Origin of the sequence: Ancylobacter sp. TS-1 (assembly GCF_009223885.1) — a bacterium.
Taxonomy (GTDB): domain Bacteria; phylum Pseudomonadota; class Alphaproteobacteria; order Rhizobiales; family Xanthobacteraceae; genus Ancylobacter.
Window position 1 is genome coordinate 1,735,124 of record NZ_CP045144.1, and the last position, 24,851, is coordinate 1,759,974.

The window sequence follows — 24,851 nt, forward strand, 5'->3', positions numbered from 1 at the left end:
GGTTCACCTGAGATAGGTCGCGAAGAGGTAATAGGCGAGCCCGAGCCCCACCAGAATGGCGAGCCCGCGCCCGATGCGACGGCCCCAGATCTCGATGGGGTCGTCCGGCGGCGGAAACTCATGCGGCTCGCGGCTCATGCCCGTGTCTCCCCGCGCCGCAGCACACACGCCGGCACTCCGTCCTTGCCGATTCGCACCTTCATGCGCGGGTCCCGCTGCGTCAGAGGGCGGGACAAGGCGCGGGCGTCTCCCCACATCGTCACCGGGCGACGTCCCTCAATGCGAGGACGACGACAATGACACTCTTCACTCCGCGCGTGGCCGGCGCGCTCAAGACCGGCCTTCTCGCGCTCTCGCTGCTGGCCGCTGGTGCCGGCGCGGCCTCCGCGCATGGCGGCTTCGGCGGCGGTGGCGGCCATATGGGCGGCGGCTTCGGCGGCGGCTTTCACGACGGGGGAGGCTTCCATGGTGGAGGCTACGGTGGCGGCTTCCATGGCGGCGGCTTTCACGACGGGGGAGGCTTCTACCCGCATGGCGGCTTCTTCCATGGCGTGCCGTTCAGCAACGTCTACCATCACAACGACCATGGTTACGGCTACGGGTTCTTCGGCTTCCCGTACGACGACAGCTACGGGCCCGACCCCTATCTGAACTCGTATGACGGGGGCCTTTGCGGGTACCACACTGTGCGCATCGGGCTGCCGCATCACTACCGCTATGTGCGGGAATATGGCTGCGCCTGACACCGACGACCGGCGGCCGGGCTCCTTGTCGGGCCGGGCCGCCGGGCAGCGCCTCACGCCGCGTGCGGCCAGCGGCGCACGTCGACGAAATGGCCGGCGATCGCCGCCGCCGCCGCCATGGCGGGGGAAACGAGATGGGTGCGGCCCTTATGGCCCTGCCTTCCCTCGAAATTGCGGTTCGAGGTGGAGGCGCAACGCTCCTCCGGGCCGAGCTTGTCCGCGTTCATGGCCAGGCACATGGAGCAGCCCGGCTCGCGCCAGTCGAAGCCGGCGGCGCGGAAGATCGCGTCCAGCCCCTCGGCCTCGGCCTGCAGCTTCACCAGACCCGAACCCGGCACGATCATGCCGGCCACGCCCTCGCGGACCTTGTGGCCGGCGACGATCTTGGCCACCGCGCGCAGATCCTCGATGCGGGCATTGGTGCAGGAGCCGATGAACACCTTGTCGATGGCGATGTCGGTGATCTTCGTGCCGGCGACGAGGCCCATATAGGCCAGCGCCCGCTTCTTGGCGTCGCGCTTGTCGGCGTCCTCGATCAGCTCCGGGTCGGGCACCGCGCCCTCCACCGAGATGACGTCCTCCGGGCTGGTGCCCCAGGACACGATGGGCGGCAGCGCGCCGCCGTCGAGGCGGATCTCCTTGTCGAAGAAGGCGCCCTCGTCGGTGCGCAGCGTGTCCCAGTAGCGCAGCGCCGCGTCCCACGCAGCGCCCTTCGGCGCGCGCGGGCGGTCCTTCACATAGGCGAAGGTGGTCGCGTCCGGCGCCACCATGCCCGCGCGGGCGCCGCCCTCGATGGACATGTTGCAGACCGTCATGCGGCCTTCCATCGTGAGGTTGCGGAACACCTCGCCGGCATATTCGATGACGAAGCCGGTGCCGCCGGCGGTACCGGTGGCGCCGATGATGGCGAGCGTCACGTCCTTGGCGGTCACGCCGTCGGGCAGCTTCCCGTCGACGGTGACGCGCATGTTCTTCGCCTTGCGCTGGATCAGCGTCTGGGTGGCGAGCACGTGCTCGACCTCGGAGGTGCCGATGCCGTGGGCGAGCGCGCCGAAGGCACCATGCGTCGAGGTGTGGCTGTCGCCGCAGACGATGGTCGTGCCCGGCAGGGTGAAGCCCTGCTCCGGGCCGATGACGTGGACGATGCCCTGGCGCTTGTCGAGTTCGTTGAAATATTCGATGCCGAAGTCGCGGGCGTTCTCCGCCAGCGTCTCGACCTGGATGCGGCTCTCGGGATCGTCGATGCCGAAGCGGCGGTCGGAGGTCGGCACGTTGTGGTCAACCACGGCGAGCGTCTTGGTCGGCGCGTGCACCCGGCGCCCGGCCACGCGCAGGCCCTCGAAGGCCTGCGGGCTGGTGACTTCATGCACCAGATGGCGGTCGATATAGAGCAGGCAGGTGCCGTCATCCTGGCGGTCGATCACATGGTCGTCGAAAATCTTGTCGTACAGGGTACGGGGAGCGGACGGACTCATCTCGGCGTCTCACTTGAACAGATGGGAAACAGGGGTGGCTTCGGCAGGCGTGGCCGGGAATGCGCGCATCGGGGGCGCGGCGCTCCGGGCGACGCTCAGCTAAGCCCGGCCACCGCGCAGGCGGTGAAACGGCCGAAGAAGCGCGCGGGCAGGCGCACATGGTCGGGCACGGCGGCGAAGCCGATGGTCGTCGGCAGCCGGCGGCGCGCCTCGGGACGCGCGACAGCGCGCGCAGCGGCCGGTACGCGGCCCTGCACCCGGCGATCCGACGCCTTCCTGAAGCCCATCTTCATCATGGAACCCTTCTAGCAAGTCTCGCCGCGCCGGACAATCGGCCGCAGCCACCGCAGACCCGGCCGCCGGCGCACGAGCGCGTGAAGCGCAAGTCACCATGACTGCGACTGAAATAATGTATTACATAGTATTATGGGTAGATATGGTGGGCAGACGGACAGATTTTCCTCAGCGTCATTAGGATATAGCGCGGGGCGAGACGCTGCGTTACGCTGGTTACGCAAGGGAGATTCCGATGCGCGTAACCGACATCGCCCTGATCATTGCCACCGCCGGGACCTTCATCGCCGTCGAGGCGGGCAACCGCGTCGACATCGCGCCCATCGCCCGGGTCGCGCAGGCCAAGGCCGACACGATGATCACCTGCCCTCTGCGCAAGCCGGACTTCGCCACCGTGATGCAGGCCGCCATGCTGGGCGACGGCACGCTGATCGTCGAGCAGCAGATCAACACCCGCGTCCACCACATCAAGGACTGCTGACGCCCGCCCCGGCACGGTGCCTCAGGCGGCGTGCATGCTCTGCCGGGCCGTCTTCATGTCGCGCACCGGCGGCTGGCCGAACAGCCGGCCATATTCGCGGGTGAACTGGGGCACGCTCTCATAGCCGACGGCGAAGGCCGCGCTGCTGGCCGACGCCCCCTCCCCCGCCATCAGCCGGCGCGCCTCGATCAGCCGGAGCTGCTTCTGGAACTGAAGCGGCGAGAGCGAGGTGACGGCGCGGAAATGCTGGTGGAAGGCCGACACGCTCATTCCCGCCACCGCCGCCAGCCTCTCGACCGGGATCGGCCGGGCGAACTCGGCGCGCAACAGGGCGACCGCACGGCCGATGCGCTGGGCGTGGCTCTCCGCCCAGCCGAGCCGCCGGATGGCGGCGCCGTGGCGCCCGGCGAGAAGCCAGTAGTGCATTTCCCGGATAAGCGGGGCCTGCAGCACGGGCAGCGCGGCGGGACGATCGAGCAAGGACATGAGCCGCAGCGCCGCGTCGGCAACCTCGGCGTCGGTCGGGTCGACCCGCACCGGGGCGGCGTCTCCGGCCACGGCCGGCCCCATTTCCCGCACCAGTTCCGCGATCACCGCGAGGTCGAGCTCCAGCACCAGCGAGACATAGGGCGAGGCGTGGCTCGCCTTGGTGATATGGCTGACGATCGGCACGTCCGCGGTGATAAGCAGCGAGTCGCCGGCGACCAAGTTGAAATCCCGCGTGCCCATGGTGACCTGCTTGGCCCCTTGCACCACGAGGCAGACCAGCGGCCGGGCGATGGCATGGGCGCCGCCCGTCGGGGTGGTCACACGGAAGAACATGACGCCGGGAATGGGGGTCGTCGCGATTCCGTTCGCATCGGCGCGCAGCCGGCCGTGCCGGTCCATGATGTCGAGCAGCGTTGTCATGCCGACAGGATAACGCAATCCGGCCGCCCCGCCAGCAGCTTTGGAGGATCAGGCAAGAATTCGCGCCCTTCCGGCAACTGCCGGCACCGCGCGCGGTCCATATCTTCGCCACCAACCGACAGGAGACGGAACATGACGAAGATAACCCTCATCACCGGCGGCAGCCGTGGGCTCGGCCGCAACACGGCGCTCGCCGTCGCCCGCCATGGCGACGACGTGATCGTCACCTATCACAGCCGCGCCGACGACGCCCTTGCCGTCGTCGCCGAGATCGAGGCGCTGGGCCGCAAGGCCGCCGCCCTCCAGCTCGACACCGGCCGGATCGCCGACTTCCCCGCCTTCGCCGAAAAGCTGCGCGCCACGCTGGGCGATGTCTGGGGTCGCGACAGCTTCGACCACCTCGTCAACAATGCCGGCCATGGCGACAGCGCGGCCATCACCGAGACCACCGAGGCGCAGTTTGACCGGCTTGTCGACGTCCATTTCAAGGGCGTGTTCTTCCTCACCCAGGCGCTGCTGCCGCTGCTCGCCGAGGGCGGGCGCATCGTCAACTTCTCCACCGGCCTGACCCGCTTCGCCTATCCCGGCTACGGGGCCTATGCGGCGGCGAAGGGCGCGGTAGAAGTGCTGACACGCTACATGGCCAAGGAGCTTGGCCCGCGCGGCATCGCCGTCAACACGGTGGCGCCCGGGGCGATCGAGACTGATTTCCGCGGCGGCGCGGTGCGCGACAATCCCGAGATCAACAAGCAGCTCGCCAGCATCACCGCGCTCGGCCGCGTCGGCGTGCCGGACGATATCGGCCCGATGGTGGCGAGCCTGCTGTCGCCCGCCAATCGCTGGGTCACCGCCCAGCGCATCGAGATCTCGGGCGGACAGGCGATCTGAGGGCGCGAACGACATCATCCCGGCCGAGCCTGGCGAGAGCCGGGACCGCTCTCCATTCCGGCAGCGACAAACAAAAAGGCCGGGGCATGCCCCGGCCTTTTCATTGAATGCTCGGCGCGCCGATCACTCGGCGGCGGCGACCGGGGCAGCGCCCTTCTTGCGGCTGGCGGCGTTCTTGTCCTGGCGCTCGGCGATACGGGCCGACTTGCCGCGACGGTCGCGCAGGTAATAGAGCTTGGCGCGGCGCACCTTGCCGCGACGGACAACCTTCAGGCTGTCGATGTTCGGCGAGTAGAGCGGGAACACGCGCTCGACGCCCTCGCCATACGAAATCTTGCGGACGGTGAAGCTCTCGTTGATGCCGCCGCCATTGCGGGCGATCACCACGCCTTCATAGGCCTGAACGCGCGAGCGCTCGCCTTCCTTCACCTTCACGTTCACGATGACGGTGTCGCCCGGCTGGAAATCGGGGATCGCCCGGATCCCGGCCAGCTTGGCGGCCTGCTCGTCATCGAGCTCCTTGATAATATCGACCATTTTCATCACCTCAGGCGAGATCGGCGAAAACCCGAGGGCCCGGCCGTCCGCATATTGCTGTTGTCAGTTCATAGTGACGGCGCGCCTATACGCGAAGGCGGCCCGTTTGTCATGTGTTTTTCATTGCTTTCCGCCGCGCGGTAGGATCGATTGAGCACTTGCGGTAGCGGGGACCATCCATGCGTCAGTGTTTCATTCTTCCGGTAGCGGTCGCTGCCGGGCTGCTGTTCTTCGTGTCCGAGGGCCAGGCCGGGTTCAAGATCTGCAACGAATCGACCGAAGTCGCGAACGTATCGATCGGCTACAACCACGCCGACTATGGCTGGACGTCGGAGGGCTGGTGGAAGCTGGCGGAGGGCGAATGCACCGTCCTCATCAAGGGCGACCTGCTGAACCGCTATTATTATATCTACGCCGCCGGCGAAGATGGCGGCACCTGGTCCGGCTCCGAGTCGCAGCAGGGCGGCCATTTCTGCGTCGCCGCCCACAAGTACACGCTGCACAACCGCGAATATCAGACCGGCGACACGCTCGACTGCGAGACCGGCGGCTTCAAGGACCGCAAGTTCGACGAGATCGACACCAAGAACAACCAGGACTTCACTTACGAACTCACCGACTGACGGCGGTCAGCGCCCGCCGGGATCGCGATAGCGCGCCCACAGGTCGGGCCGGCGCGCCTGCGTCGTCGCCTCGGCCTGCTCGCGGCGCCAGCGCGCCACCTTCGCATGGTCGCCGCTGGTGAGGATGGCGGGAATCTCCTGCCCCTCGAAGCTCTGCGGCCGGGTGTATTGCGGATATTCCAGCAGCCCGGCCGAAAAGCTCTCCTCGGTGCCCGATTCCGGGTGTCCCATCACGCCCGGCAGCAGCCGCACGCAGGCGTCCAGCAGCACCAGCGCGCCGATCTCCCCGCCCGACAGCACCACGTCGCCGACCGAGACTTCCTCCAGCCCGCGCGCGGCGACCAGCCGGTCGTCGACGCCCTCGAAGCGCCCGCACACGATCACCGCCCCCTCGCCCGCCGCCAGCGCGCGCACGCGCTCCTGCGTCAGCGGTGCCCCGCGCGGCGTCATCAGTAGGCGCGGGCGCGTGTCGCCCTCGGGCGCGGCGGCGTCGATGGCGCGCGCCAGCACGTCGACGCGCATCACCATGCCGGGCCCGCCGCCCGCCGGCGTGTCGTCCACCGAGCGGTGCCGGTCGGTAGCGTGGTCGCGCGGATCGATGGTCTCGACGCCCCACGCCTGCTGCGCCAGTGCGCGCCCCGCCAGCGACAGGCCGAGCGGGCCGGGAAACATCTCGGGGAAAATGGTGACGATCGAGGCGCGCCACATGGCAGGGGTTCCGTGCATCGTCATCCCGGACGGCCGTCAGGCCGATCCGGGATCGCGTGAAAAACAGGCTCTGCGGCGCACGATCCCGGCTCTGCGCTTCGCTTGGCCGGGATGACGACGCGAACAAACCGTCGCGACGCCTCTTCAGCCCCGGTCCGCTTCCGGCGGCGGGGCTTCCTCGCGCGCCCATTCGCCGGGATCGACCACGAGGCGCCCGGCCTTCAGGTCCACCGACGGCACGACGGCCTTGGTGAAGGGCAGCATCAGCGTGCGCCCGCCGCCCTCGGGCGCAACCTCGATGATGTCGCCGGCGCCGAAATCATGCACCGCCGCCACCGTGCCGAAGGGCGCGCCCTCCACCGTGACGACGGATAGGCCGATCAGGTCGGCATGGTAGAAATCGTCCTCGTCCTCCGGCTCGGGCAGGAGGTCGCGGGCGACGTAGAGGCCCGCATTGGTCAGCGTCTCGGCCGCCTCGCGGGTGTCGACGCCCTCGATGCGGGCGACGAAATGATCTTTGGCCGGACGCAGCGTCCTCAGCCGGAACACACGCGTGCCGGCCTCGTCGGTCAGCGGGCCGTAGGCGTCCAGCGCAGAAGGATCCCCGGCGAAGACGAACAGCCGCACCTCGCCGCGCACCCCATGCGGGGCGCCGATGCGGGCGAGGAGAACACGGTCCTGGGGCATCGAGGTGCGCTCTGAAATGACCATCCTTCGAGGCTCGTTCACGCTCGCACCTCAGGATGATGTCGTTCCCGGCAAGAGAATCCCGTCATCCCGAGGTGCCGCGAAGCGGCCTCGAAGGAGCCTGAAGCAGGGCGCCGCAAGGGCGCCCCGCCAGTCTCACTCGGCCGAGGGGGCAGCCGCGGCGGCGGCAGCGGCTTCGGCGGCCTTGGCGGCTTCGGCGGCGCGCTCCTGCGCCTTCTTGCCGGGGACGGCCTTCTCCGGGTTGTTGCGGGCGGCGCGCTTCACCAGCTCGAGCGAATCGAGGAAGCGGGCGACGCGGTCGGTCGGCTGGGCGCCCTTGGCGAGCCAGGCCTTGGCCTTCTCGACGTCGAGCGTGAAGCGGTCGGCGGCGTCCTTGGGCTTCAGCGGATCGAAGGTGCCGATCTTCTCGATGAAGCGGCCATCGCGCGGCGAGCGCGAGTCGGCGACGACGATGCGGTAATAGGGACGCTTCTTGGCGCCGCCACGGGCGAGACGGATCTTGAGGGACATTCTTTCTTCCTTTCAGGCAGTTCGGTTCGTCGGTTGGTGTCTGTCGTCGGCCCGGACGAAGAGAGCGCAGCGAACGAAGATCCGGGATCGCTTGCCGCATGACGCGGAGAACGATCCCGGATCGCCGCCTGCGGCGCCGTCCGGGATGACGGCTAATGGGTGAAGGCCGGCACGTCTCTGGTCACTTCTTCTTCCCCGGGAAGCCCGGCAGGCCCGGAAGCCCACCCGGCAGCCCACCCGGCTTGCCTCCGGCACCCGGAAGCCCGGGCAGCTTGCCGGGGAAATTCGGAGGCAGGCCGCCGCCGGAAAGGCCGCCGAGGCCGCCCGGCATCTTCTCGGCCATCTGCTTGATCTGGTCGGGGCTCGGCATGCCCCCGCCACCGCCGAGGCCGAACATCGAGGCGAGGCCGGCCATCGGCCCGCGCTTGCCGGCCTGCCCGCCCATGGCCTTCATCATGTCGGCCATCTGGCGATGCATCTTCATCAGCCGGTTGACGTCCTCGACCTTGGTGCCGGAGCCCGAGGCGATGCGCTTGCGGCGGGAGGCGTCGAGCAGCTTCGGATTGCGCCGCTCCTTCTTCGTCATCGAGTCGATGATCGCCTTCTGCCGCTTCAGCACGCCGTCATTCATGCCGGAGGCGGCAAGCTGGTTCTTCATCTTGCCGACGCCGGGAAGCATGCCCATCAGCCCGCCGAGGCCGCCGAGCTTCTCCATCTGGTCGAGCTGCATGCGCAGGTCGTCGAGATCGAACTGGCCCTTGCGCATCCGGTCGGCGGCGGCCATCGCCTTTTCGGCGTCGAGATTCTCGACCGCCTTCTCGACCAGCGAGACGACATCGCCCATGCCGAGGATGCGGCCGGCGACGCGGCGGGGATCGAAATCCTCCAGCGCGTCCATCTTCTCGCCGGTGCCGAGCAGCTTGATCGGCTTGCCGGTGACGGCGCGCATGGAGAGCGCGGCGCCGCCGCGCCCGTCGCCGTCGGCGCGGGTCAGCACGATGCCGGTCAGGCCGACGCGGGCGTCGAACGCCTTGGCGGTGTTCACCGCGTCCTGGCCGGTGAGGCTGTCGGCGACGAGCAGGACCTCGTGCGGATTGGTCGCCGCCTTGACCTCGGCGACCTCGGCCATCAGCGCCTCGTCGAGGGTGACGCGGCCGGCGGTGTCGAGCATCACCACGTCGTAGCCGCCGAGGCGGGCGGCCTCCATGGCGCGGCGGGCGATCTGCACGGCGCTCTGGCCGGCCATGATCGGCAGCGTGGCGACGCCGACCTGCTGGCCGAGCGTGGCGAGCTGCTCCATCGCCGCCGGGCGGCGCGTGTCCAGCGAGGCCATCAGGACCTTGCGGTTGGAGCGGTCGGTCAGGCGCTTGGCGATCTTGGCGGTGGAGGTGGTCTTGCCCGAGCCCTGAAGACCGACCATCAGCACCGGAACCGGCGGGGCGGCGTCGAGATCGATCGGCTTGGCGTCCGAGCCGAGCATGGCGACGAGTTCGTCATTGACGATCTTCACCACCATCTGGCCGGGCGTGACCGACTTGATGACCTCGGCGCCCACGGCGCGGGTGCGCACGCGGTCGGTGAAGGAGCGCACCACGTCGAGCGCCACGTCGGCCTCGATCAGCGCCCGGCGCACCTCGCGCATGGCCTCGCCGACATCGGCCTCGGAGAGCGCGCCGCGCTTCTTCAGCCGGTCGAATATGCCGCCAAGGCGGTCGGTCAATGAATCGAACATGCGTTCGCTCGGCTCCCTTTCCGCGCGGAGGCACACGCAACGCCGAACGTCGCCCGAGGGCGCATCGCGCTGTCGGGCGTTAGCCTCCGGACTCCTGGGTCCGGGCGGCGGGACGGCTCGCGGGTGATGCGAGGATCGGCGGTTGGTAAGCGCCGCCCGCCGCAAAGTCAAGTTTTGCGCGCCCTTCCGGCAGACTACGTAAGGTCACAGCCGCGTAACAGCGGCACACTAGCGTCGCCCCGCCATCCACGGGACACGGGCGAGCGACATGCAGGATACTCTCTCCACCGCCGATGCCGCGAGCGACGACGCGGCGCTGTTCCAGACCCTGCTGTCGCTGCGCGCCGCCATCGTCGAGGAGGCGGCGCCGCTGAAGGAGCGCTTCTTCCGCGAGGCCGGGCGCGAGGACGCCGCGCTCGACAACCTCGCCCACTACCTCGCCCTGCGCCGCCACGAGCTGCGCCCGCTCCAGCGCCAGCTCATGCGGCGCGGCCTGTCCTCGCTCGGCCGGCTGGAAAGCCGGGTGCTGCCGACGCTCGACGCCGTGCTGGCGGCGCTCGCGGCGCTCACCGGACGCCCGGCGCCCCATCCCGTGCCCGACACGGCGGACTTCTTCGCCGGCGAGGCCCGGCTCGACGCGGCCAGCCTCGCCTCGCTCGGCCCGGAGCCGGCCGACCGCCCCACCCGCATCATGGTGACCCTGCCGAGCGAGGCCGCCGGTGCGCCGGACTATGTGCTGGAACTCGCCCGCGCCGGCATGGACGTCGCCCGCATCAACTGCGCCCATGACGACGCCGAGGCGTGGCGCGCCATGGCCGGCCATGTGCGCGCCGCCGGCGCGGCGGTCGGGCGCGACATCGCCGTGCTGATGGACATTGCCGGCCCGAAGATCCGCACCGGCGCGGTACTGCCGCTGAAGAAGGGCAAGCCTTCCGGCCGCCTGCTGCCGGGCGACACGCTGCGCCTCGTCGCGCACGGCGAGCCGCATGCCGACGAGGCGGCGCCCTTCGCCGCCGCCGTTTCGATGCCGGAGATCGTCACCCGCCTCGCCGTCGGCCACCGCGTGCGCTACGACGACGGCAAGGTCGAGGCCGTAGTGGAGAGCGTGCGCGAGGGCCGGAACGGAGCCGAGGCGATCCTGCGCATCCTGCACACGCGGCCCGACGGCACCAAGCTGAAGCCGGAGAAGGGCATCAACCTGCCCGACACGGCGCTGGGCCTCTCCCCGCTGACCGCCAAGGACGATGCCGACCTCGCCACCGTCATCGAATGCGCCGACCTGATCGGCTATTCCTTCGTCAGCCGCCCGGAAGACCTCGACCTGCTCGACGCCGCGCTCGACCGGCACGGGCGCGGCGCCCGCCCGCTCGGCCTGATGGCCAAGATCGAGCGCCCGGAGGCGGTGACGAACCTGCCCGACCTCATCGCCCGCGCCGCCCGTCGCGGCCCGTTCAGCGTGATGATCGCGCGCGGCGACCTCGCCGCCGAGATCGGCTTCGAGCGCCTCGCCGAAATGCAGGAGGAACTGCTCTGGATCTGCGAGGCCGCCGCCGTGCCGGCGATCTGGGCGACGCAGGTGCTGGAGGACCTCGTGCGCGACGGCATCCCCTCGCGCGGCGAGATGACCGACGCCGCCATGGCCGCCCGCGCCGAATGCGTGATGCTGAACAAGGGGCCGGCGGTGCGCGAGGCGATCGAACTGCTCGACCGCCTGCTCTCGCGCATGTCGGACCATCTCGACAAGAAGACCCCGACCCTGCGCGCGCTCAAATCCTGGTAGCGGCCGGGCGCCGCCCACACCGTCATCCCGGCCGAAGCGTAGCGGAGAGCCGGGATCGCTCTTCAATCCGGTCACGATCCCGGACCGGCCTCCGGCCGTCCGGGATGACGGATGGATCGACGGTCATCATGCCACGGCGGGTTATCGACCGGGGGCGCCCTACGGCCCGACGAGATAATGCGCCGACCACTCCGCATCCGGGATCGCCGCGCCGAGCTTGTAGCTGAAGCTCTTCACGTCCATGCCCTCGTTCTGCGTCTCGCACTCATAGGCGAGGTGGTACCAGGTGTTGCCGCTGCGGATGGCGGCGCCGGGCGCCCTGATCTTCCAGCCCTTGATGACCGGATCGCGATAGGCATAGGCGACCAGCTCGTCCGGGCGCATGCCCTTGTTGTCGCGCCCGACCTCGCCCATCGCCCGCGAATTGCAGCGCTGCTCGATGCGCTCGGAGGGTTCGAGCTTCATCATCACGTCGTCGTTCGAGCGGGCCTGTGCGGCCGAGGAGACGGCGAGAAGAACGAGGGCGGCGAGGCCCAGCTCGAGGCCGGCGCGCGCCGCGATGGATGGTTCCAGTGTCATACGATTCCCCACTTCCCGCCCAGTTCAATCGTCCAGTTGTGACCATCCTGTGGCCCCGTCCGTAAAGTGACGCAGGCCCGGCATGTTGCCGGCCACGCCGGGGCGGATTAGAACCGCGCCATGGCGCTGATGGACCTCGCGAACCCGACCCGCTTTCTCGCTCTTTCCGGGCGCATCCTGCCATGGCTGACGGCACTGGCGCTGGTGACGCTCGCCATCGGCTTCTTCCTCGCCTTCCGCGCCCCGTCCGACTACCAGCAGGGCGAGACGGTGAAGATCATGTACATCCACGTGCCCTTCGCGTGGCTGGCCATGTTCGGCTATTCGCTGATGGCGATCTCCGCGCTCGGCATCCTGGTCTGGCGCCACCCGCTGGCCGATGTCGCGCACAAGGCGATGGCGCCCATCGGCGCGGTGTTCGCCTTCCTGTGCCTCGTCACCGGCTCGCTGTGGGGCCGGCCCATGTGGGGCACCTACTGGGTCTGGGACGCGCGGCTCACCTCCATGCTGGTGCTGCTGCTGCTCTATCTCGGCCTGCTGGCGCTGCGCTCGGCCATCGAGGATCCCAACCAGGCCGGCCGCGCCGCCGCCGTGCTGAGCCTCGTCGGCTTCGTCAACGTGCCGATCGTCAAGTTCTCGGTCGACTGGTGGAACACGCTGCATCAGCCGGCCTCGGTGTTCCGCATGGACGGGCCGACCATCCATTCCAGCCTGCTCTGGCCGCTGCTGGCCTGCGCCGTCGGCTTCACTTTGCTCATGCTGGCCCTGCACATGGCGGCGATGCGCAACGAGATCCACCGCCGCCGCCTGCGCGTGCTGGAAGCGCGCGCCGCCGCCGAGGCCGCCTATGCGTGAGGGGGCCTGAATGCTCGGCGAGCACGGCAGCTTCATCATCGCCTGCTACGGCGTGAGCGCGCTGGTCCTCGGCGCGCTGGCGCTGTGGACCGTCATCGACGGGCGCCTCGTGCGCCGCCGCCTCGACGAGCTGGAGGCGCGCGGCGTGCGCCGGCGCTCCTCCGGCCGCCCCGACGCGTGAGGACGAGGCGATGAGCGATATCCCCCCCTCCCCCGGGCGCCGCCGGCTGCTCGTGCTGCTGCCGCTGATCGCGTTTCTGGCGCTGGCGGCGCTGTTCTACGGCCGGCTGTTCTCGGGAGATCCTTCGCGCGTGCCCTCGGCGCTGATCGGCCGGCCGGCGCCCGCGCTCGACCTGCCCCCGCTGGAGGGGCTGACGCAGGACGGCGCGCCGGTGCCGGGCCTCACCTCCGCCGGGCTCAAGGGCGCGGTGACGGTGCTGAACGTCTTCGCCTCCTGGTGCGTGCCCTGCCGCGACGAGCACCCCTATCTCGTCGCGCTGTCGAAGATGCCGGGCTTCCGCCTCGTCGGCCTCAACTACAAGGACGACGCCGACAATGCCCGCCGCTTCCTCGGCCGCTTCGGCAATCCCTATGCGGCGGTCGGCGTGGATCCCAACGGGCGCGCCGCCATCGACTGGGGCGTGTACGGCGTGCCGGAAACCTTCGTGATCGGCCGCGACGGGCGCATCGCCTACAAGTTCATCGGCCCCCTCGACGAGCGCGGGCTGAAGGAAAAGCTGCTGCCGGAAATCGAGAAGGCCATCGCCGCCCCCGCTGCGGCTCCCGCGCCGGCCGGCGGCTGAGACGGCTCCGGTTCGCCCGTCATCCCGGCCGCAGCGAAGCGGAGAACCGGGATCGCTACCCGCTCGCCAAGACGATCCCGGATCGGCCGGGATCGCTGCCTGCTCGCCAAAGCGACCCCGGATCGGTCCTGCGGTCCGTCCGGGATGACGGTTGCGCAGTTCCTCAGTTCCGCTCGTCCGGCAGCACCGGCAGCGGCAGAATCTCGATCTCGTCCTCGATCAGCGCGCGCACCTCGTCCGCATTGGCCTCGCCATGGATAGCGCGCGCCTCCTCCTCGCCCTCGTGCATGCGGCGGGCGAGCGTGGCGAAGTCCTCGCCGACATAATCGGAATTTGCCTCCACATGGGCGCGCACGGCGCGGATCATCGCGCGCAGCTGCTGCTCCTTCTCCGACATCAGCGCCACCGGCCGGGAGGCGGGAGCGGCCGGAACCGGGGCGGCTTCCGCTGCGGCCGGCTCGGTCTCCTGCCTGCGGGCGCCGCGCCCGAGTGCGGGGGCCATCAGCGCCTTGTCGACATCCGGCGAGCCGCAGACCGGGCAGGTGACGAGCCCGGCCGCGCGCTGGCCGTCATAGGCGGCGGAATCGCGGAACCAGCTTTCGAACGCGTGCTCGCGGGCGCAGGCGAGGCGGTAGAGGATCATGCCGCACCGCCCGAGGGGACGAGGTGCAGCCGGCTTTCCGCCCCCGGCGCCAGCAGCTCGAAGCGCCGTCCATTGGCCAGCGAGGGAATGCGCGCGCGCACCGCCGCCACCTTGGCCGGGTCGATCTCGGCGGCGACGATGCCGGGTTCGGTGCCGCCCTCGGCGAGCACGGTGCCCCACGGGTCGATGATCAGGCTGTGGCCATAGGTCTTGCGGCCGTTCTCATGCGTGCCGCCCTGCGCGGCGGCGAGCATGAAGGTGCCGGTCTCGATCGCCCGGGCGCGCAGCAGGATGTGCCAGTGCGCCTCGCCGGTGGACTGGGTGAAGGCGGCCGGCACGGTGATGAGCCCCGCCCCGCCTTCCGCCAGCGCGCGGAACAGCGCCGGGAAGCGCAGGTCGTAGCAGATGGCGAAGCCGAGCCGGATCTGCGGCAGATCCGCCAGCACGGCGAGCTCGCCCGGCCGGTAGGCGTTGGATTCGCGGTAGACGTCGCCATTGGGCAGGTCGACGTCGAACATGTGGATCTTGTCGTAGCGCGCGGCGATGGAGCCGTCCGGCGCCAGCAGATAGGAGCGGTTGGCGGCGCGGTGCTCGCTCGCCTTCACCGCCAGCGAGCCGATGTGCAGGTGGATCTTCAGCTCGGCGGCCAGCGCCCGGAAGGCGGCCAGCGCCGGGTCGTCCTCCTCGGCGTGCAGCACGGCGAACAGCGCCTCGCGATTTTCCTCCATCGTGCCGGTCATCTCCGGCGTCTGGACGTAGCTCGCGCCCTCGGCGACCGCCTGCCGGATCAGCGCGGAGGCGGTCTCGACATTGGTCGCCACGCTCTTGGCGGTGCGCATCTGCACGAGCGCCGCGCGGAAGGGCGCGCCGAGCGGGGGAACGAGGGGGGAGGCAGTCATGGGTTCATTCACCTTCAGCTCGCCAGCAGCGGGTCGAGCTCGCCGGCTTCCTCGAGCGCGTAAAGATCGTCGCAGCCGCCGACATGGCGGCCGTCGATGAAGATCTGCGGCACGCTGGTGCGCCCGTTGGCCCGGCTCGACATGGCCGAGCGCGCGACCGGATCGCCGGTCACGTTGATTTCCGAGAACTCCACGCCCTTGCGCTCCAGCAGGGCCTTGGCGGCGTGGCAATAGGGGCAGGAATAGGTGGTGTAGATCTCGATCTGCGACATCGCGGCGACCTCTGCGAGCCGTTCGGCGGCGGGGATTGCTATGATATGGGCGCGCCCCGCCCGTCAACAACCCGCGCGAACACCAGCACGTCCACCCGCGCCGCGCCGGCGCGGGCGAGCGCCTTGGCGCAGGCGTCGATCGTGGCCCCGGTGGTAAGCACGTCGTCGACCAGCACCACGCGCCGACCGGCGAGTTCGGCCCGCGCGCCTTCCGGCACCGCGAAGGCGCCGGCGACGTTGCGCGCCCGGCCCGCGCGGTCGAGCCCGACCTGGGGAAGCGTGGCGCGCCGGCGCGCCAGCCAGCCCGGCCGCACCGGCACGCCGGCCGTCCGCCCGATGGCCTGCGCCAGCGCCGCCGACTGGTTGAAGCGCCGCCGCCAGAGCCTGAAACCGTGCAGCGGCACCGGCACCAGCGCCTGCGCATCGGTGAGGATGTCCGCCCCGGCGCGCGCCATCATCCGCGCCATCGGAGCGGCGATATCGAGCCGGTCGGCATATTTCAGCGCATGGATCAGGTCGCGCGCCACGTCGCCGAACAGGGCGACCGCCCGGGCGCGGGCATAGGCCGGCGGATCGGCGAGCGCGGCCGCCGAGACCGGAACCTCGTCGCCCTCCCCCATCTCGTGCGGCAGCGGCGTGCCGAGCCGGTCGCAGAAGGGCCGCTCGATGAAGCCGACCCGGCTCCAGCAGCGCGCGCACAGGCAGCCCGGCTCCTCCACCGCCGCCCGGCAGGCCATGCACAGCGGCGGCAGCGCGAAGTCGACCGCCCCGCGCGCCAGCCCCCGCGCCACACCGCGCCCAAAACCGCGCAGCCGCGCCGCGAGCGGCGCAGGGGCGCCTTCCAGTGCCGCATCCGTCAGCCGGGGCATGTCCATGAAAGCGAGCCTAGCATGCGCGCGCGGCGCCCGCGCCACCCGATCCGGCGGCGCCGCCCCGCTCTTTGACCCGGCGCGGCGGCGGGCTTATGCCTCTCGCCCGAGGAGCACCGCATGTCAGGTTCCAATCCCGTCGACATCTTCGACGCCCGCGCGCTGGCCGCCCGGCGCCGCCGCGCGCTGGCGCTGGGGCCGGAGACCTTCCTGCTCGACCGCGTGGCCGAGGACCTCGCCGACCGGCTCGGTGCGGTGAAGCGCCGCTTCGAGACCGCCGCCGATCTCGGCACGCCGACGCCCGCCCTGCGCGAGGCGCTCGCCGGCGCGGACATGATCGGCCGGCTGTTCGCCTTCGGCCCGGCCGAGCGCGTCGACGTCGACGCGGTGATCGACCCGGAAGTGCTGCCCTTCGCGCCGGAATCGCTCGATCTCGTGGTCTCCGCGCTGGCGCTGCAGACCGTGAACGACCTGCCCGGCGCGCTGGCGCAGATCCGCCGCGCGCTGCGCCCGGACGGGCTGCTGCTCGCCGCCTTCTTCGGTTCCGGCACGCTGATGGAGCTGCGCGAGGCCTTCGCCATCGCCGAGAGCGACACGCTGGGCGGCGTCTCGCCGCGCGTCGCCCCCTTCGCCGACCTGCGCGATCTCGGCGGCCTGCTCCAGCGCGCCGGCCTCGCCTTGCCCGTGACCGATGTCGACCGCGTGGTGGTGCGCTATGGCGACCCGCTCGCCCTGCTGCACGATCTGCGCCGCATGGGGGCGGCCAACCCGCTCGCCCACCGCCGCCGCGCGCCGCTGCTGCGCAAGACGCTGATGCGGCTGTTCGAGGTCTATGCCGAGCGCTTCGCCGATCCCGACGGGCGGCTGCGCGCCACCTTCGAGATCGCCTGGGTGTCCGGCTGGGCGCCGCATGAGAGCCAGCAGAAGCCGCTGCGCCCCGGCTCCGCCAAGACCCGGCTGGCCGACGCGCTGAAGGTGCCGGAGGGAAAGCTGCCGGGCGGGGACTAGGCGTCGCGGCCCGCGCGCGACCGGCGCAGGACGAGGATCTGCGCCGTCAGCCCGATGACGAGCAGCGCGAGAAGGCTCGCCTGCGCGCCGAGCAGCGGTGGCGCGTTCAGCTCGGTGACGAAGGGGTGACCGTCCGGGACCCGGCGCAGCACCTCGGTGACAGTCGGCAGCATCAGCAGGAACGCCGTCAGGCTGAGGCAGACCGTCTCGACATAGCGCGCCGCGCGCCCGAGAGCGCCGACCCGCCCGGCCGTGTAGCCCACCGCGAGAAGCAGCAGCGTCACCGTGCCGATGACGTAGCCGGCCGGCTGGTGCGTGACCAGGAACACGGTACCGGCGCCGACCAGCATCGCCACGAGATAGATCGTACCGGCCGTCGAGCGCGGCACGATCCGGCCGTAGCGGGCGAACATGTAGAGCATGGCGGGGATGGCCGGCAGGCTGCCGAGCGTGTGCACCCAGCCGAGGGGGGAGATGCCGAACATGGGTCTGTCCTTTGCGAGACGGAAGCGAAAACTACCTACTGATTGGTAGGCTGCGAGGGTAAAAGACGGCGTTCCGGCGGAGTCCTCAGCCGGCGAGACGGTGCAGTACGGGGCGGGTGATGGCGCCGAACATGCCGGCATCGCCATAGGCGCGGGCCGACAGCATGGCGCCATGCACGGTGGCCATGAACATCTCGGCCTCGACGGCGGCCGTATCGGCCAGACGGAGGCTCCCCTCGGCGGCGCCGCGCTCCATCGCCGAGGCGAGCCAGGCCGCCAGCGTGCGGAAATGCGCCCTCACCTCGATCGCGACAGGATCGGGCAGGACGGGAAGCTCGCTGGCGAGCAGCGCGCAGACGCAGATCGGCGCGCGCGCATCCGCAATGCACGCCTCCCAGTAGCCGAGATAGGCGCGCAGCCGCGCGGCCGGATCGGCGACCTGCCGGTCGAGCGCGGCGAGGCCGGCCTCGGCGTCGCGCCGATAACGGGCGACGAGCGCGCGCACCAGATCGGCCTTGCCGGGAAAGTGGTGGTGGATGCTCGCCTTGCGGATGCCGACCACCTCGGCGATGTCGGCATAGCTGAAGCCGTTATAGCCGCCCGCCATGATCAGCGACTGGGCGCAGGCGAGGATGGCGTCGGAGGTGGTGGGGGCGCTGGGCATTGTTTTGTCTACCTTCTGATAGGTAGACGATCAAGACCGTGGCCGTTCACGAAAGCGAGCGCCGTTCGCCGGCGCCTTGATCCGGCGCGGCCTACCGTCCCGGCCCGAGCAGGTCCAGCAGCACCGGGATGAGCGGTTCGTCGGCGGGGGGCATCGGGTAGTCGCGCAGCCGGCCCGGCTTCACCCAGGCGAGGCGCTGGCCCTCGCGGCCGGTCGGCGTGCCCTCCCAGCGCCGGCATATCCACAGCGGCATGAGAAGCTGGAAGGTCTCGTAGGTGTGGCTGGCGAAGGCGAGAGGGGCGAGGCACGGCTCCTTCACCTCGATGCCGAGTTCTTCCGCCAGTTCGCGGATCAGGCAGTCCTCCGGGCGCTCGCCCGGCTCGACCTTGCCGCCGGGAAACTCCCACAGCCCGGCCAGCGACTTGCCCTCCGGCCGCTCGGTCAGCAGCACGCGCCCGTCGGCATCGACGAGGGCGGCGGCGGCGACGAGGACGAGCTTCATGGGCGTTCCCTCACATTCGGTCGTCATGGCCGGGCTTGTCCCGGCCATCCACGTCTTGGCCGATGACGTCGTGGATCCCCGCGCCGAGCCCGGGGATGACGGCGTTCAGGACCGATAGTCGCCGTTGATGGCGACATATTCCTTGGTGAGGTCGCAGGTCAGCACCCGGTCGGTGCCGCGCCCGAGCCCGATATCGACGGTGATGTCGATCACATCGTTCTTCATATAGGCGGAGGTCTCGGCCTCGTTATAGGCGGGGTCGCGCGCGCCCTCATGCGCGACGCGGATCGGGCCGAAGGAGATGGTCAGCCGGTCGCGCTCGGCCGGCTCGCCGGCCTTGCCGACCGCCATCACCACGCGACCCCAATTGGCGTCCTCGCCGGCCACCGCCGTCTTCACCAGCGGCGAATTGGCGATCGACAGGGCGATGCGCCGGGCCGACTTCTTCGAGACCGCGCCGGTGACGTTCACCCGCACCAGCTTGCGCGCGCCCTCGCCGTCGCGGGCGACCTGCTCGGCGAGATCCGCCAGCACGCCGGTCAGCGCGCGGCGGAAGCGGGCGAGGCGCGGGTCCTTGGCGTCGGCGATGCGCGGCGCGCCGGAGGCGCCGGTGGCGAACAGCAGCAGCGTGTCGGAGGTCGAGGTGTCGCCGTCGATGGTGACGGCGTTGAACGAGTCGGTCACGCCCTTGGAGAGCAGCGCCTGCAGCGCCGGCGCCTCGATGGCGGCGTCGGTGAACACGAAGGAGAGCATGGTCGCCATGTCGGGCGCGATCATGCCGGCGCCCTTGGCGATGCCGGCGATGGTCACGTCCCGGCCGTCGATCTTCACTTTGGCGGTGGCGAGCTTGGGGAAGGTGTCGGTGGTCATGATCGCCCGCGCCGGGTCGATCCAGGGCAGCGGGGCTAGGCGCGTCGCGGTCGCGTCCAGCACGCCCTCATATTTGGTAGCGTCGAGCGGCTCGCCGATCACGCCGGTGGAGGCGAGGTACACCTCGTCCTCGCGGCAGCCCAGCGCCTTCGCCGCGATCTTGGCGGTCAGCGCGGTCGCCTCGCGGCCCTTGGCGCCGGTGAAAGCGTTGGCATTGCCCGAATTCACCACGAGGCCGCGCGCCAGCCCGCGCGGCAGGATCGCCCGGCACCACTCGACCGGCGCCGAGGGGCACTTCGACTTGGTGAAGACGCCCGCCGCCGTGGTGCCGGCGTCGAGCGCCAGCAGCAGCACGTCGGTGCGGCCCTTATAGCGGATGCCCGCCTCGGCGGTGGCGAAGCGCACGCCGGCGACAGGGCCGACATCCGGCACGGTCTTGGGCGCGAGGGGGGAGACGGGAGCGTCGTGGGCCATGGCGGGGACTCTGCGGCAGGAAGGGGCCGAACGGATGTGCCCGAGATGCGCAACATCCGCAAGACGGCCGGAGGATAAGGCGGCCCGCATGAAAAAGGCCCCGGCGCATGCGCTCCGGGGCCTCGGTCGGTTATCGGGCAGGCGGCCGCGTCACCGCGCGGGCATCACTGCGCGGCTATCACTGCGCGGCTATCACTGCGCCGGCTTGGGCGCCTCGGCCGGCTGGGTGGTCAGGTCGCTCGGCTTCGGCGCGGCGGCGGTCTTCTCCACCTTGGCGGCGTCGCGGAACTTCTGCACCGCGTCGGCCTGCGCCTTCTGGGCGAGGAACTGCTCGATCTGCGGCTTCACCTCGTCGAAGGTCGGCACCGGCTTCTCGCGCTTCTCCTCGATCTTGATAACGTGCCAGCCAAACTGGGTCTTCACCGGCTGGGAGACCTCGCCGGCCTTCAGCGCGAAGGCGGCGTCGGCGAATTCCGGCACCATCTGCTCCTTGGTGAAGAAGCCGAGGTCGCCGCCGTCCTTCTTGCCCGAGGGGTCCTCGGTCAGCTCGCCGGCCAGCTTGGCGAAGTCCTCGCCCTTCTTCAGCCGGGCCACGACGTCCTTGGCCTTCTTCTCGGCCGCGTCGGAGGACGCCTTGTCGTTGGGCTCGGCGCGGAACAGGATGTGGCGGGCGTGCACTTCCTCTTCCGGCTTCTGCTGGCCCACCGCTTCCTGGTAGGTCTTCTTCAGCGCCTCGTCGGTCAGCGCGGCCTTGGTCGCCTGCTCCAGCGCGGCCTGCATCAGCACGCGGCGGCGGATGAAGTCCAGCTCGCGCTTGAATTCGGGGGTCTGGTCGAGCTTGGCGGCCTCGGCGGCCTGCGCCACGGCGGTCAGGTCGATCAGGAAGCCGAGCACATATTCGTCGCGCGCCGGGCCCTGAAGCTGCGGCGGCAGGTTGGGACCCAGCTCCTCGGCGGCGGCGGCGACATCGCTGGCGCGGATCGGCGCGCCGTTGACGGTGGCGAGCACCGGATCGTCACCCTGCGCGGCGGGAGCGGCGGGAGCGGTCTGCGCCAGCGCCGGCAGGGCCGGAACGAGGGCCGTGCCAATAAGGGCGGCGAGAATTCCGGCGCGCAGCAGGCTGGCGCGGGCCCGGCCGGCGGCGGGGCGAGCGGACGCCTTGGTCGCGGCGTGCGGGCGATGACGGGTCATGGAGCGTTCCTTGGGTTGCGGTTGTCCGCTATGGGCGGCGAAAGCTGGCCCAGTCGGGTCCAGGTTGCAAGCGTGGAGGATTGCCTACCCCGCAATATTCGCGGTGGGGCGTCGGGAACAGGCGTCGGCATTGGGCCCCGGCGGCCGGAGCGGACCTTGCGCGAGGGCCGAACTGTCGTCCGGCCTGCGATTGACAACCCCCAAACCCGTTCATAAGTGTGGCACGCGGTGCGAGACCTCCCCGGTACTCGCATTTATGTGACGCAAGAACCCGCAATCCGTTCGCGGCGGCCCGGCCCGGCAGACCCATTTCGGCCGCAAATGGCGTCTCGATGAGCCTTCCGCCCGTGCGATCGCGCCGGACCTTGCACACGAGGATGCGGCGGCCCGTCACCGCCCGTCCGACACCTGCACCTGGCGGACACGGATTGGAAGTCTCATGCTCGGCGCTCTCGCGCGAAAGCTCTTCGGATCGGCCAACGACCGCCGCGTGCGCGGCTACCAGCCCAAGGTCGTGGCCATCAACGCGCTCGAACCGGAACTGGTGAAGCTCACCGACGACGAGCTGCGCGCGCGCACCGTCGCGTTCAGGGAGCAGCTCGCCAACGGCGCCACCCTCGACGAGTTGCTGGTGCCCGCCTTCGCCACCGTGCGCGAGGCGGCGCGGCGGGCGCTCGGCCAGCGCCATTTCGACGTCCAGCTCATCGGCGGCATGGTGCTGCACGAGCGCGGCATCGCCGAGATGCGCACCGGCGAAGGCAAGACGCTGGTCGCCACCGCGCCGGTCTATCTCAACGCGCTGACCGGCAAGGGCGTGCACGTCGTCACCGTCAACGACTACCTCGCCAAGCGCGACGCCGAATGGATGGGCCGGGTCTACCGCTTCCTCGGCCTCACCGTCGGCATCATCCATCACGGGCTCGACGACAATGAGCGCCGCGAGGCCTATGCCTGCGACGTCACCTACGCCACCAACAACGAGCTCGGCTTCGACTATCTGCGCGACAACATGAAGTACGAGCTGAACCAGATGGTCCAGCGCCCGCACTTCTTCGCCGTGGTCGACGAGGTGGACTCGATCCTGGTCGACGAGGCGCGTACCCCGCTCATCATCTCCGGCCCGCTCGACGACCGCTCGGAATTCTACAACACCATCGACGCCTACATTCCGAAGCTGTCGAAGGAGGATTACGACGTCGACGAGAAGCAGCGTTCCGTCGCCATGACCGAAGCCGGCATGGAGAAGATGGAGACGCTGCTGCGCGACGCCGGGCTGCTCAAGGGCGACAGCCTGTACGACATCGAGAACGTCTCGGTGGTCCACCATGTCAATCAGGCGCTGCGCGCCCACACGCTGTTCCAGCGCGACAAGGACTACATCGTGCGCAATGGCGAGGTCGTCATCATCGACGAGTTCACCGGCCGCATGATGCCGGGCCGGCGCTACTCCGAGGGTCTCCACCAGGCGCTCGAGGCCAAGGAGCGCGTGCAGGTCCAGCCCGAGAACCAGACGCTGGCCTCGATCACCTTCCAGAATTATTTCCGCATGTACGAGAAGCTGGCCGGCATGACCGGCACGGCGAACACGGAAGCCGCCGAATTCCAGGACATCTACAACCTCGAAGTGATCGAGATCCCGACGAACCTTCCCGTTCAGCGCGTGGACGACGACGACGAGGTCTACCGGACCGCCACCGAGAAATACAACGCCATCATCGAACTGATCGACGACTGCAAGAAGCGCGGCCAGCCCGTGCTGGTCGGCACCACCTCGATCGAGAAGTCGGAACTGCTGGCCGAACTGCTCAAGAAGCGCGGCTTCAAGCAGAAGGACTTCTCCGACCCGGACGCCTTCCGCGGCCTCTACGACGGCGACCAGGGCAAGGCGGACGACCGCGTGTTCGCGGTGCTCAACGCCCGCCACCACGAGCAGGAATCCTACATCGTCGCGCAGGCCGGCGTTCCCGGCGCCATCACCATCGCCACCAACATGGCCGGCCGCGGCACCGACATCCAGCTCGGCGGCAATGCCGACATGCGCATCTCGCACGAGCTCGACGGCCTGCCGGAAGGCGAGCAGCGCGCGGCGGCCGAGAAGCGCATCCGCGACGAGGTCGTGGTGCTCAAGGCGAAGGCGCTGGAGGCGGGCGGCCTCTACGTGATCGGCACCGAGCGCCATGAGAGCCGGCGCATCGACAACCAGCTGCGCGGCCGCTCGGGCCGCCAGGGCGACCCCGGCCACTCGCATTTCTTCCTGTCGCTGGAAGACGACCTGATGCGCATCTTCGGGTCGGACCGGCTCGACGGCATGCTGCAGAAGCTCGGCCTCAAGGAGGGCGAGGCGATCGTCCATCCCTGGATCAACCGCGCGCTGGAGAAGGCGCAGCAGAAGGTCGAGGCGCGCAACTACGACATCCGCAAGAACCTGCTGAAATACGACGACGTGATGAACGACCAGCGCAAGGTGGTGTTCGAGCAGCGCGTCGAGTTGATGCAGGACGAGGACGTCGCCGACACCGTCGTCGAGATGCGCCATGGCGTCATCGAGGACATCGTCGCCAAGCACGTGCCGCCCAATGCCTATCCCGAGCAGTGGGACACGGACGGGCTCGCCGAGGAACTGCGCCGCGCCATCGGCCTCGACCTTCCGGTCAAGGAATGGGCGGCCGAGGAAGGCATCGCCGACGAGGAGATGCGCGAGCGCATCCAGGGGCGCGCCGACGAGGCGATGGCGTCCAAGGTGGCCAAATACGGCCCCGACATCATGCGCTATGTCGAGAAGTCGATCCTGCTGCAGACGCTGGACCATCTCTGGCGCGAGCATCTGGTGACGCTCGATCATCTGCGTCAGGTCATCGGCCTGCGCGGCTATGCCCAGCGCGACCCGCTGAACGAGTACAAGTCGGAAGCCTTCCAGCTCTTCGAGGCGATGCTGTCGAACCTGCGCGAGGCGGTCACGGCGCAGCTCATGCGGGTCGAGGTGATGACGGCGCCGCCGCCCGAGCCGGAGCCGATCTTCGCCGCGCACCACATCGACGCCGCCACCGGCGAGGACGAGTTCGCGCTCGCCGATGCCGAGATCGCCGCCGAGGCGACGCTCGCCCCGAACGAGGACGCCGGCGCCCCGCGCCGCGACCCCAACGATCCCTCCAGCTGGGGCCGGGTCGGGCGCAACGAGGCCTGCCCCTGCGGCTCGGGCCTCAAATACAAGCACTGCCACGGCCGCTTCGTCTGAGCGGCCGGCGCGGGCCCGCCCCGCGCCGGAGCCGCCCGGCAGTTTCCGGCACCGCCGAATGACCGCACGCCCTTTCCCGCCCGGGAGAGGGCGTTCGCTTAGGGGCGTTCGCGT

Annotated in this window: 29 protein-coding genes; 10 read left to right on the forward strand and 19 right to left on the reverse strand. The window is 70.0% G+C overall.

Annotation, left to right across the window (positions count from 1 at the left end; translation table 11 throughout):
* Positions 1-3: 3 nt before the first annotated feature.
* Positions 4-138, reverse strand: coding sequence for a hypothetical protein (locus tag GBB76_RS18925; protein WP_256366653.1), 135 nt, complete (start codon positions 136-138; stop codon positions 4-6).
* A gap of 158 nt (positions 139-296) precedes the next feature.
* Here GBB76_RS18925 and GBB76_RS18635 point away from each other — a divergent pair, with 158 nt between their 5' ends.
* Positions 297-743: a hypothetical protein gene (locus tag GBB76_RS18635; protein WP_162375436.1), complete on the forward strand. Its 447-nt coding sequence runs from the start codon at positions 297-299 to the stop codon at positions 741-743.
* Positions 744-796: 53 nt separating this feature from the next.
* Here the strand turns inward: GBB76_RS18635 and leuC are convergent, their stop codons facing one another.
* Positions 797-2,218, reverse strand: coding sequence for a 3-isopropylmalate dehydratase large subunit (leuC, locus tag GBB76_RS08350; protein WP_152302883.1), 1,422 nt, complete (start codon positions 2,216-2,218; stop codon positions 797-799).
* A 95-nt stretch (positions 2,219-2,313) separates the two neighbouring features.
* Positions 2,314-2,514 (reverse strand): hypothetical protein, encoded by a 201-nt coding sequence (locus GBB76_RS08355; RefSeq protein WP_152302884.1) that lies wholly within the window; start codon positions 2,512-2,514, stop codon positions 2,314-2,316.
* A 233-nt stretch (positions 2,515-2,747) separates the two neighbouring features.
* On the opposite strand from GBB76_RS08355, the gene GBB76_RS08360 reads away from it, so the two are divergent.
* The gene (locus GBB76_RS08360) at positions 2,748-2,993 is read left to right on the forward strand and encodes a hypothetical protein (RefSeq protein WP_152302885.1); all 246 of its coding nucleotides are present in this window, start codon (positions 2,748-2,750) and stop codon (positions 2,991-2,993) included.
* Positions 2,994-3,014: 21 nt separating this feature from the next.
* Here GBB76_RS08360 and GBB76_RS08365 read toward each other — a convergent pair whose 3' ends face one another.
* Positions 3,015-3,902 (reverse strand): AraC family transcriptional regulator, encoded by an 888-nt coding sequence (locus GBB76_RS08365; RefSeq protein WP_152302886.1) that lies wholly within the window; start codon positions 3,900-3,902, stop codon positions 3,015-3,017.
* Between the two features lie 132 nt (positions 3,903-4,034).
* Between GBB76_RS08365 and GBB76_RS08370 the strand changes: the two genes are divergently transcribed.
* A complete protein-coding gene (locus GBB76_RS08370) occupies positions 4,035-4,790 on the forward strand; it encodes an SDR family NAD(P)-dependent oxidoreductase (RefSeq protein WP_152302887.1) in 756 nt (251 codons plus the stop codon).
* A 123-nt stretch (positions 4,791-4,913) separates the two neighbouring features.
* Here the strand turns inward: GBB76_RS08370 and rplS are convergent, their stop codons facing one another.
* Complete coding sequence (rplS, locus tag GBB76_RS08375; RefSeq protein ID WP_152302888.1) at positions 4,914-5,327, reverse strand: 50S ribosomal protein L19; 414 nt, start codon at positions 5,325-5,327, stop codon at positions 4,914-4,916.
* A gap of 179 nt (positions 5,328-5,506) precedes the next feature.
* Between rplS and GBB76_RS08380 the strand changes: the two genes are divergently transcribed.
* Complete coding sequence (locus GBB76_RS08380) at positions 5,507-5,950, forward strand: DUF1036 domain-containing protein (protein ID WP_152302889.1); 444 nt, start codon at positions 5,507-5,509, stop codon at positions 5,948-5,950.
* Positions 5,951-5,956: 6 nt separating this feature from the next.
* Here GBB76_RS08380 and trmD read toward each other — a convergent pair whose 3' ends face one another.
* The 4 genes from trmD to ffh form a co-directional block, all read right to left on the reverse strand.
* Complete coding sequence (gene trmD, locus GBB76_RS08385) at positions 5,957-6,658, reverse strand: tRNA (guanosine(37)-N1)-methyltransferase TrmD (protein ID WP_152302890.1); 702 nt, start codon at positions 6,656-6,658, stop codon at positions 5,957-5,959.
* 144 nt (positions 6,659-6,802) lie between these two features.
* Positions 6,803-7,345: a ribosome maturation factor RimM gene (gene rimM / locus GBB76_RS08390; protein ID WP_152302891.1), complete on the reverse strand. Its 543-nt coding sequence runs from the start codon at positions 7,343-7,345 to the stop codon at positions 6,803-6,805.
* A 156-nt stretch (positions 7,346-7,501) separates the two neighbouring features.
* A complete protein-coding gene (gene rpsP, locus GBB76_RS08395) occupies positions 7,502-7,876 on the reverse strand; it encodes a 30S ribosomal protein S16 (protein WP_091441920.1) in 375 nt (124 codons plus the stop codon).
* Positions 7,877-8,057: 181 nt separating this feature from the next.
* Positions 8,058-9,608: a signal recognition particle protein gene (gene ffh / locus GBB76_RS08400; RefSeq protein ID WP_152302892.1), complete on the reverse strand. Its 1,551-nt coding sequence runs from the start codon at positions 9,606-9,608 to the stop codon at positions 8,058-8,060.
* Between the two features lie 268 nt (positions 9,609-9,876).
* Here ffh and GBB76_RS08405 point away from each other — a divergent pair, with 268 nt between their 5' ends.
* Positions 9,877-11,388, forward strand: a complete 1,512-nt coding sequence (locus GBB76_RS08405) for a pyruvate kinase (protein ID WP_152302893.1) — start codon at positions 9,877-9,879, stop codon at positions 11,386-11,388.
* Positions 11,389-11,547: 159 nt separating this feature from the next.
* On the opposite strand, the gene GBB76_RS08410 is transcribed toward GBB76_RS08405, so the two are convergent.
* Complete coding sequence (locus GBB76_RS08410) at positions 11,548-11,967, reverse strand: DUF930 domain-containing protein (RefSeq protein ID WP_246669079.1); 420 nt, start codon at positions 11,965-11,967, stop codon at positions 11,548-11,550.
* Between the two features lie 120 nt (positions 11,968-12,087).
* Between GBB76_RS08410 and GBB76_RS08415 the strand changes: the two genes are divergently transcribed.
* The 3 genes from GBB76_RS08415 to GBB76_RS08425 are packed head-to-tail and all read left to right on the forward strand — an operon-like array spanning position 12,088 to position 13,625.
* Entirely contained in the window at positions 12,088-12,822 is a 735-nt protein-coding gene (locus GBB76_RS08415) for a heme ABC transporter permease (RefSeq protein WP_152302894.1), read from the forward strand.
* A 10-nt stretch (positions 12,823-12,832) separates the two neighbouring features.
* A complete protein-coding gene (gene ccmD / locus GBB76_RS08420) occupies positions 12,833-13,003 on the forward strand; it encodes a heme exporter protein CcmD (protein WP_152302895.1) in 171 nt (56 codons plus the stop codon).
* A 10-nt stretch (positions 13,004-13,013) separates the two neighbouring features.
* Entirely contained in the window at positions 13,014-13,625 is a 612-nt protein-coding gene (locus tag GBB76_RS08425; RefSeq protein ID WP_152302896.1) for a DsbE family thiol:disulfide interchange protein, read from the forward strand.
* Positions 13,626-13,788: 163 nt separating this feature from the next.
* Here GBB76_RS08425 and GBB76_RS08430 read toward each other — a convergent pair whose 3' ends face one another.
* From GBB76_RS08430 to GBB76_RS08445, 4 genes are read right to left on the reverse strand one after another with little or no spacing between them, the layout of a single operon-like run.
* Positions 13,789-14,268: a DUF1178 family protein gene (locus GBB76_RS08430; protein ID WP_152302897.1), complete on the reverse strand. Its 480-nt coding sequence runs from the start codon at positions 14,266-14,268 to the stop codon at positions 13,789-13,791.
* Entirely contained in the window at positions 14,265-15,167 is a 903-nt protein-coding gene (locus GBB76_RS08435; protein WP_152302898.1) for a carbon-nitrogen hydrolase family protein, read from the reverse strand. The genes GBB76_RS08430 and GBB76_RS08435 overlap by 4 nt, the downstream gene beginning before the upstream one ends.
* Positions 15,168-15,181: 14 nt before the next feature.
* Positions 15,182-15,439: a glutaredoxin 3 gene (gene grxC / locus GBB76_RS08440; RefSeq protein ID WP_152302899.1), complete on the reverse strand. Its 258-nt coding sequence runs from the start codon at positions 15,437-15,439 to the stop codon at positions 15,182-15,184.
* A gap of 38 nt (positions 15,440-15,477) precedes the next feature.
* The gene (locus GBB76_RS08445) at positions 15,478-16,314 is read right to left on the reverse strand and encodes a ComF family protein (RefSeq protein WP_152302900.1); all 837 of its coding nucleotides are present in this window, start codon (positions 16,312-16,314) and stop codon (positions 15,478-15,480) included.
* Between the two features lie 114 nt (positions 16,315-16,428).
* On the opposite strand from GBB76_RS08445, the gene GBB76_RS08450 reads away from it, so the two are divergent.
* Positions 16,429-17,316 carry a methyltransferase domain-containing protein gene (locus GBB76_RS08450; RefSeq protein ID WP_152302901.1) on the forward strand — a complete coding sequence of 296 codons (888 nt, stop codon included), beginning with the start codon at positions 16,429-16,431 and terminating at the stop codon, positions 17,314-17,316.
* Here the strand turns inward: GBB76_RS08450 and GBB76_RS08455 are convergent.
* The 5 genes from GBB76_RS08455 to GBB76_RS08475 form a co-directional block, all read right to left on the reverse strand.
* On the reverse strand, positions 17,313-17,801 hold the full coding sequence (locus tag GBB76_RS08455; RefSeq protein ID WP_152302902.1) for a hypothetical protein: 489 nt from the start codon (positions 17,799-17,801) through the stop codon (positions 17,313-17,315). The genes GBB76_RS08450 and GBB76_RS08455 overlap by 4 nt on opposite strands.
* Before the next feature lie 85 nt (positions 17,802-17,886).
* Positions 17,887-18,465: a TetR/AcrR family transcriptional regulator gene (locus GBB76_RS08460; protein WP_152302903.1), complete on the reverse strand. Its 579-nt coding sequence runs from the start codon at positions 18,463-18,465 to the stop codon at positions 17,887-17,889.
* Positions 18,466-18,556: 91 nt separating this feature from the next.
* The gene (gene mutT / locus GBB76_RS08465; RefSeq protein ID WP_152302904.1) at positions 18,557-18,967 is read right to left on the reverse strand and encodes an 8-oxo-dGTP diphosphatase MutT; all 411 of its coding nucleotides are present in this window, start codon (positions 18,965-18,967) and stop codon (positions 18,557-18,559) included.
* Between the two features lie 105 nt (positions 18,968-19,072).
* On the reverse strand, positions 19,073-20,311 hold the full coding sequence (gene argJ / locus GBB76_RS08470; protein ID WP_152302905.1) for a bifunctional glutamate N-acetyltransferase/amino-acid acetyltransferase ArgJ: 1,239 nt from the start codon (positions 20,309-20,311) through the stop codon (positions 19,073-19,075).
* Between the two features lie 192 nt (positions 20,312-20,503).
* The gene (locus tag GBB76_RS08475) at positions 20,504-21,502 is read right to left on the reverse strand and encodes a peptidylprolyl isomerase (protein WP_152302906.1); all 999 of its coding nucleotides are present in this window, start codon (positions 21,500-21,502) and stop codon (positions 20,504-20,506) included.
* A 439-nt stretch (positions 21,503-21,941) separates the two neighbouring features.
* On the opposite strand from GBB76_RS08475, the gene secA reads away from it, so the two are divergent.
* The gene (gene secA / locus GBB76_RS08480) at positions 21,942-24,737 is read left to right on the forward strand and encodes a preprotein translocase subunit SecA (protein ID WP_152302907.1); all 2,796 of its coding nucleotides are present in this window, start codon (positions 21,942-21,944) and stop codon (positions 24,735-24,737) included.
* Positions 24,738-24,851 lie beyond the last annotated feature (114 nt).